Origin of the sequence: Okeania sp. SIO2B9 (assembly GCF_010672505.1) — a bacterium.
GTDB classification, from domain to species: domain Bacteria; phylum Cyanobacteriota; class Cyanobacteriia; order Cyanobacteriales; family Microcoleaceae; genus Okeania; species Okeania hirsuta.
Genome location: NZ_JAAHGK010000432.1, coordinates 1 through 5,480, shown reverse-complemented (window position 1 = coordinate 5,480; position 5,480 = coordinate 1). Strand labels below are relative to the sequence as shown.

Below are 5,480 nucleotides of genomic sequence, written 5' to 3'. Positions count from 1 at the left end.
TTCTCCTGCTCATCGTTCCATGTTGGAATTTTTTGTTGCTTATAAGTTTGCTGCGGAGTTGGGGGTATTGGTTGATGATTTTGTGGAGGTGGCGCGGATGCAGTCTCATGTTAATTTGGAGGCAATGGGTGAAAATTGTACTTGGTCTGAATATTTCCGTCGGGAGGTGGATGCTAAGGGAGGGGTTATTTCTATTCCTCCTCTGAAGAGTTTTTCTCGGGAATGTCTGGAAAATTTACGTTCGACTTTGGGAGAAATGCCGTTGACAAAGGCGGTTTTGGATTTGTTATTGCCGATGTTGCGTCTAGGGGAAGGGAAGGAGGAAAAGCAGAATGTTTGTGGTAGGTTGCGGGAAGTTGTGGAGGAGACGAGGGGAAAAACTGAGGCAGAGGTTGGTTATGTTGGTGGGAATGCAGCGACTTTGTTGGTGAAGACTGATAAGTTTGGTTTGGCAGGTTCCGATCTGAGTAGGTCTGTTATTTTGGGAGCTGACTTTATTTGTGCTAGTTTGCAGGATGTTAATTTTGCTGAGGCAAATTTGGCTGATTGTATTTTTAGGGAATATATGAATACAGTCAGGTGTTTTGCTTTTACTCCCGATAGTAAGTTATTGGCAGCAGGTGATGAGTCTGGCAAAATTCATCTGTGGCAAGTTGCTGATGGTAAAAAACTCAGGACTTGGGAAGGTCACACCCATATAGTCAGAGCTATAAAATTTGCTGCTGACGGTCAAACTCTTGTTAGTGCTAGTTCTTACAAAACAGTAAAATTTTGGAATTTGACAAGTAGTAAATGTTTGAAAAGCTTATCTATAGCTCCTAATTTTTTCAAAGCTATTGCTTTGAGTCCGAATATTGAAACCTTAGCTACTACTAGCATAGGCGCTACACCACAATTATGGGATCTTAGTAATGGCAAATGTCTGGTAACTTTACAAGGAGACCCAAATTGGTTCAGTAGAATTACTTTTAGTCCAAGTGGAGAAATTTTGGCAACTGGTGGTAAAGACACAAATATCAGGCTATGGAGTGTTGCTAACGGTGAATGTTTAGCTACTTTGTCAGGACATAAAGATGCACTCCGCTCTCTTGCTTTTAAACCTGATGGTAAAATCTTGGCAAGTGGTAGTGTTGACTTTACTATCAAACTGTGGGATATTGCAGATCTTCATCATATCTCTAACCCAGTTACTATACGTGCGCATGATAATGAAGTCAGAGGGCTGGCTTTTTCCCCAGATGGAAAAATACTTGCTAGCGTAAGTGGCGATCTTTCTGCAAAATTGTGGGATGTTAGTCATACTAATTATCCGCAACTCCTGAAAACTTTGCTAGGACATACTTCTTGGGTAAAAGAGGTAGCTTTTAGTCCTGATGGCAAGACTTTAGTCAGTAGTGGTAGTGATAAAAAGGTGAAAATATGGAATCTTGAGAATATTCATGATGTCAAACCCCAAGTAACTTTAGCAGGTTGGGATAATTGGATTCGCTCCATCGCTTTTAGTCCCGATGGCAAAACTTTAGCTAGTGGTAGCGACGATCATAATGTGAGACTCTGGAATGTAGAAACAGGAGAGGTAATGGTAACTTTGCGGGAACATCAGGAGCGTGTCCAGTCAGTTACTTTTAGTCCTGATGGTCAAACTCTAGCTAGTGGAAGTTTCGATCGGACAGTTAAGTTATGGAATGTTAATACCAATGAATGTTTAGGAACTTTGCACGGACATATAGACCAAGTGTATTCTGTTGCTTTTAGTCCTGACAATAGTTTATTAGTTAGTGCAGGAGACGATCGCTATGTCAGATTATGGAATGTTAAGACCAAGCAGTACCTGAAAACTTTCCCTAAGCACCATACTAGAAAAACTTTTGCAGTTGCTTTCAGTCCTGATGGTAAGAAAATAGCTACTGCGGGAATCAATTATGCTGTTCAACTGTGGGATGTTGCTACGAATGAAAAATGTGCCAGTTTCCAAGGTCATAAAGGCGATATACACTCAGTTGCATTCAGCCCTGATGGCAAGCTTTTAGCAGCTAGAGGGTATGACCAAACCGTGCGCCTGTGGGATGTCAGCACCCAGGAATGTCTCGCTATTTTTGAGGGGCAACAAATCTGGAGTTATAAAATCGCCTTCAGTCCAGACAGTCAAATATTAGCAAGTGGAGGAAACAACTACACCGTCTGTTTGTGGGATGTCAACACCCACCAAGCATACGCCACCTTTAGCGGACATGAGAGTTGGGTATTAGCAGTAGCATTCCACCCCAACGGTGAAATTATTGCCAGTAGTAGCGCCGACGAAACAATAAAACTGTGGAACATCAAAACAGGAGAGTGCATCAAAACCCTGAGAGTACCCAGACCTTATGAAAACGCCAACATTAGGGGAGTCAAAGGATTAAGCGATATCCAAAAAGCAAGTCTGACGGCATTAGGAGCAGTAGAACTATAGCGCTGTGCGCAGCCCCCTAAATCCCCCAAAATTGGGGGACTTCTAGAAGTAGAACATTAAATTAATACCGTAGGTTGGGTTAAGCGGTAGCGCAACCCAACAGATACAAACTTCATTGTTGAGTACACAAACTTATTGTTGGGTTTCGTTCCTCAACTAATCACTTATAATACCGTAGTAGGTTGGGTTAAGCGGTAGCGCAACCCAACAGATACAAACTTCATTGTTGGGTATACAAACTTCATTGTTGGGTATACAAACTTCATTGTTGGGTATACAAACTTCATTGTTGGGTATACAAAATTATTGTTGGGTATACAAACTTATTGTTGGGTATACAAAATTATTGTTGGGTTTCGTTCCTCAACCCAACCTACAAAGTGTTCTACTCCATACAGATATCAACTTATTGTGTTGTTATCGAAAAGTGATCGCTTATGCTAAACTACTGAAATACAAGCCATTTCAAGCATCAATTAATGAAAACAAACAAACAATACAATGCTAACATCAGATTCTCAAACCCAAAAGCGTCTTCCCACCATGGAAGAATTACCATATCAAGACGGTAAACCAGTGGATAGCGAAGTACAAGACTTAATTGCTCACTTATTAAAATCTATTCTGGCCTACATTTGGGCAAACCGTAACGATTGGTTTTTTGGTATTGATATGGGATGGTATTATTCTCCCGACGAAAAAGCTATTGCACCAGATGGTTTTTTATGTCTGGGAGTAGAGCGCGTTAAACATGAAAACTTGCGCTTAAGTTATGTCACCTGGGAAGAAAATGGGGTAATACCTTCCTTTGCATTAGAAGTAGTATCGAAAACTCCGGGAGGTGAATATAAGGAGAAAAAAAGAAAATATGCTCAATACGGAGTGTTGTACTATGTAATTTACGCTCCCCTACGGGTACGCAAACCCAAATTAACTCTATACCGTCTCAATGGAGAAGGGAAATATGAACTACAAGAAGACAACCCCATGTGGATGCCAGAAATAGGTCTGGGTATTGGTACAGAAGTAGGAACATTTCAAGGAGTTACCAGAGAATGGTTGTATTGGTATGACGAACAAGGAAACCGATATTTAACTTCCGAAGAAGCGCGACAGGAAGCCGAATTTGAGCTACAGCAAGAGCGACAAGGGCGACTGGAGGCGGAAGTTCAGCGGCAGCAAGCGGAACAAAGAGCTGAAAATTTAGCGGCGCGTTTGCGGGAGTTGGGTATCGATCCAGACCAGTTGAATTAGAAGTACGGTAGAGGCGATCGCTCTACCAGCAGCAGTTGTTGTTAAAGAGCGATCACTTGTCTTAAATTAATTAAATCACGACTTATGCACGGACACTAAATCTACTGAGGGCGAATGCCATTTGCCCCTACATATGGCGTTTTCAACGTTAATTTGCGTAAGTCCTGTAAATACAATTATTATCCAACATCAATTAATCAAAAAAAATATTAATGGTAAGGATACCGTCACACACCCCACTTAATCCCTTTCATCAATTCCAATTATTTTTTGGACTGAAATTTCTACTGAAGGAAATGCAATGAAAAAAATAACTCCATCTTGATAGTTTTGTTCAATTTGATATTCATTATTCATCAAATTACGAAATACTTTTAAATTTTTTTTAGCAACATCAATTACCCAATATTCTTCTATTCCTGAATTTGCATATAATTTCTTTTTAGTTCCTAAATCTTTTTGCAATGTACTATCAGCAATCTCAATAATGCAGTAAATATCTTCGCTATAAGGATGACGGTCTAAATATAATGTATCGGGAGAACGAACAATGGCAATATCAGGTTCTGGTTCAGAGTCAACTAAAGTAACAGGATGTGCTTCCATTACTTCTGCCAGATTTCCTAAAATATAACGTAAGTATTTAACTGCTCTATGATTGATAAAACGATGAATTGGTTCTTCAGGAATCATATTAATAATTTCTCCATAAAATCTGGCAATTTCCAACAAGATTCTAACTTAGAATCTACTTCTAAAAATATAAATTCAGAAGCAGATGGTTTGATTGGTCTGTTTTCAGCTTCTCCAGATTTAGCTACCAATTTTGAGGAAATTTTACAGAATGAAATTACGGATAAGTCTGGATGGAGTTGCAAAGAAAAATAGGGAGGGCGAATACCATTCGCCCCTACAGATATGCCTAATTTGACTTTAACTGAAGTAGGCGATCGCTATCTTCTGTTCCTACTCCATAAGCTGTATAAGGTCTGACTTCTGGAGGCTGCATTCCTAAAACAATTGATTTTGCAGGAATTCCAGCAGCAACTAATTCTTCTGCTATTAAACAGTCAGTATTATTGGCTTGAATCCAAATTTTACCTGCGATAATATCAATATGAATTATACAGTAATGAATTCGCTTTTCTTGAGACCAACCTAAAGAAATTAACATATATCTATCATTTTCTGAGTCAAAAATTGTTTGATTTTCTATCCCACTTTCAGTAGTTGGTATTTCAGCATATTCTGTCAATAGTTGTTTAATTATTTGACGATAGTTTTCTATGGTATCCATCTGACAATATCCTCTGTTTGTAAATTAAAAATAATTAGTTTTAATCGGTGATTATCCAATAGTATTTGACCATATTTTTCTCCTTCAAAAAGGTCTGTAAAAGCAGTTAATGGAAGAGCCAGATATAACTCTCTTTCTGGTTCGGTAAGTCTCGATATATCATTATATAGAATATATTGTCCTAAAGCTTGTTCTAAATCTGCCTTAACTATCTTTCTAGTTCAAAAAAACTCAAAATATGATTATATAAATATCTTTATACTGATAAGTATTTTGTTTTCTTTATTGTGAAAATAAAAGGTTGGGTTAGCAACAACTAAACCCAACCAAATAAACTTAATTTGACTTTAACTTAACCAGGCGATCGCGTAATATTTCTGCCTGTTTTTCTGCCTCGGCTAAATTATTCTTTGTTTCCTCTACAAATTTAGCATCAGCTTTCTTAACAAATTCTGGTTTACTCAATCGTTTAGAAGA

The 5,480-nt window shown here is 38.5% G+C and carries 8 protein-coding genes; 3 read left to right on the top strand and 5 right to left on the bottom strand.

Annotation, left to right across the window (positions count from 1 at the left end; translation table 11 throughout):
* The 3 genes from F6K13_RS16195 to F6K13_RS16185 all read left to right on the top strand — a co-directional run.
* On the top strand, positions 1 to 2,452 hold a 2,452-nt coding region (locus F6K13_RS16195; protein ID WP_287287840.1), incomplete at its 5' end, for a WD40 repeat domain-containing protein.
* A gap of 223 nt (positions 2,453 to 2,675) precedes the next feature.
* Positions 2,676 to 2,960 carry a hypothetical protein gene (locus tag F6K13_RS16190; protein WP_287287839.1) on the top strand — a complete coding sequence of 95 codons (285 nt, stop codon included), beginning with the start codon at positions 2,676 to 2,678 and terminating at the stop codon, positions 2,958 to 2,960.
* Positions 2,954 to 3,706, top strand: a complete 753-nt coding sequence (locus F6K13_RS16185; RefSeq protein WP_124142672.1) for a Uma2 family endonuclease — start codon at positions 2,954 to 2,956, stop codon at positions 3,704 to 3,706. The genes F6K13_RS16190 and F6K13_RS16185 overlap by 7 nt, the downstream gene beginning before the upstream one ends.
* Positions 3,707 to 3,946: 240 nt before the next feature.
* On the opposite strand, the gene F6K13_RS16180 is transcribed toward F6K13_RS16185, so the two are convergent.
* The 5 genes from F6K13_RS16180 to F6K13_RS16165 form a co-directional block, all read right to left on the bottom strand.
* Positions 3,947 to 4,399 carry a Uma2 family endonuclease gene (locus F6K13_RS16180; protein ID WP_124142673.1) on the bottom strand — a complete coding sequence of 151 codons (453 nt, stop codon included), beginning with the start codon at positions 4,397 to 4,399 and terminating at the stop codon, positions 3,947 to 3,949.
* A complete protein-coding gene (locus F6K13_RS16175) occupies positions 4,396 to 4,530 on the bottom strand; it encodes a hypothetical protein (protein ID WP_275670252.1) in 135 nt (44 codons plus the stop codon). Before F6K13_RS16175 ends, F6K13_RS16180 begins: the two co-directional genes overlap by 4 nt.
* Positions 4,531 to 4,628: 98 nt before the next feature.
* Positions 4,629 to 5,003: a XisI protein gene (locus F6K13_RS16170; RefSeq protein ID WP_124142674.1), complete on the bottom strand. Its 375-nt coding sequence runs from the start codon at positions 5,001 to 5,003 to the stop codon at positions 4,629 to 4,631.
* Positions 4,991 to 5,215: an element excision factor XisH family protein gene (locus F6K13_RS35190; protein ID WP_124142682.1), complete on the bottom strand. Its 225-nt coding sequence runs from the start codon at positions 5,213 to 5,215 to the stop codon at positions 4,991 to 4,993. Before F6K13_RS35190 ends, F6K13_RS16170 begins: the two co-directional genes overlap by 13 nt.
* Positions 5,216 to 5,339: 124 nt before the next feature.
* A complete protein-coding gene (locus F6K13_RS16165; RefSeq protein WP_287287841.1) occupies positions 5,340 to 5,468 on the bottom strand; it encodes a hypothetical protein in 129 nt (42 codons plus the stop codon).
* Positions 5,469 to 5,480: the final 12 nt, after the last annotated feature.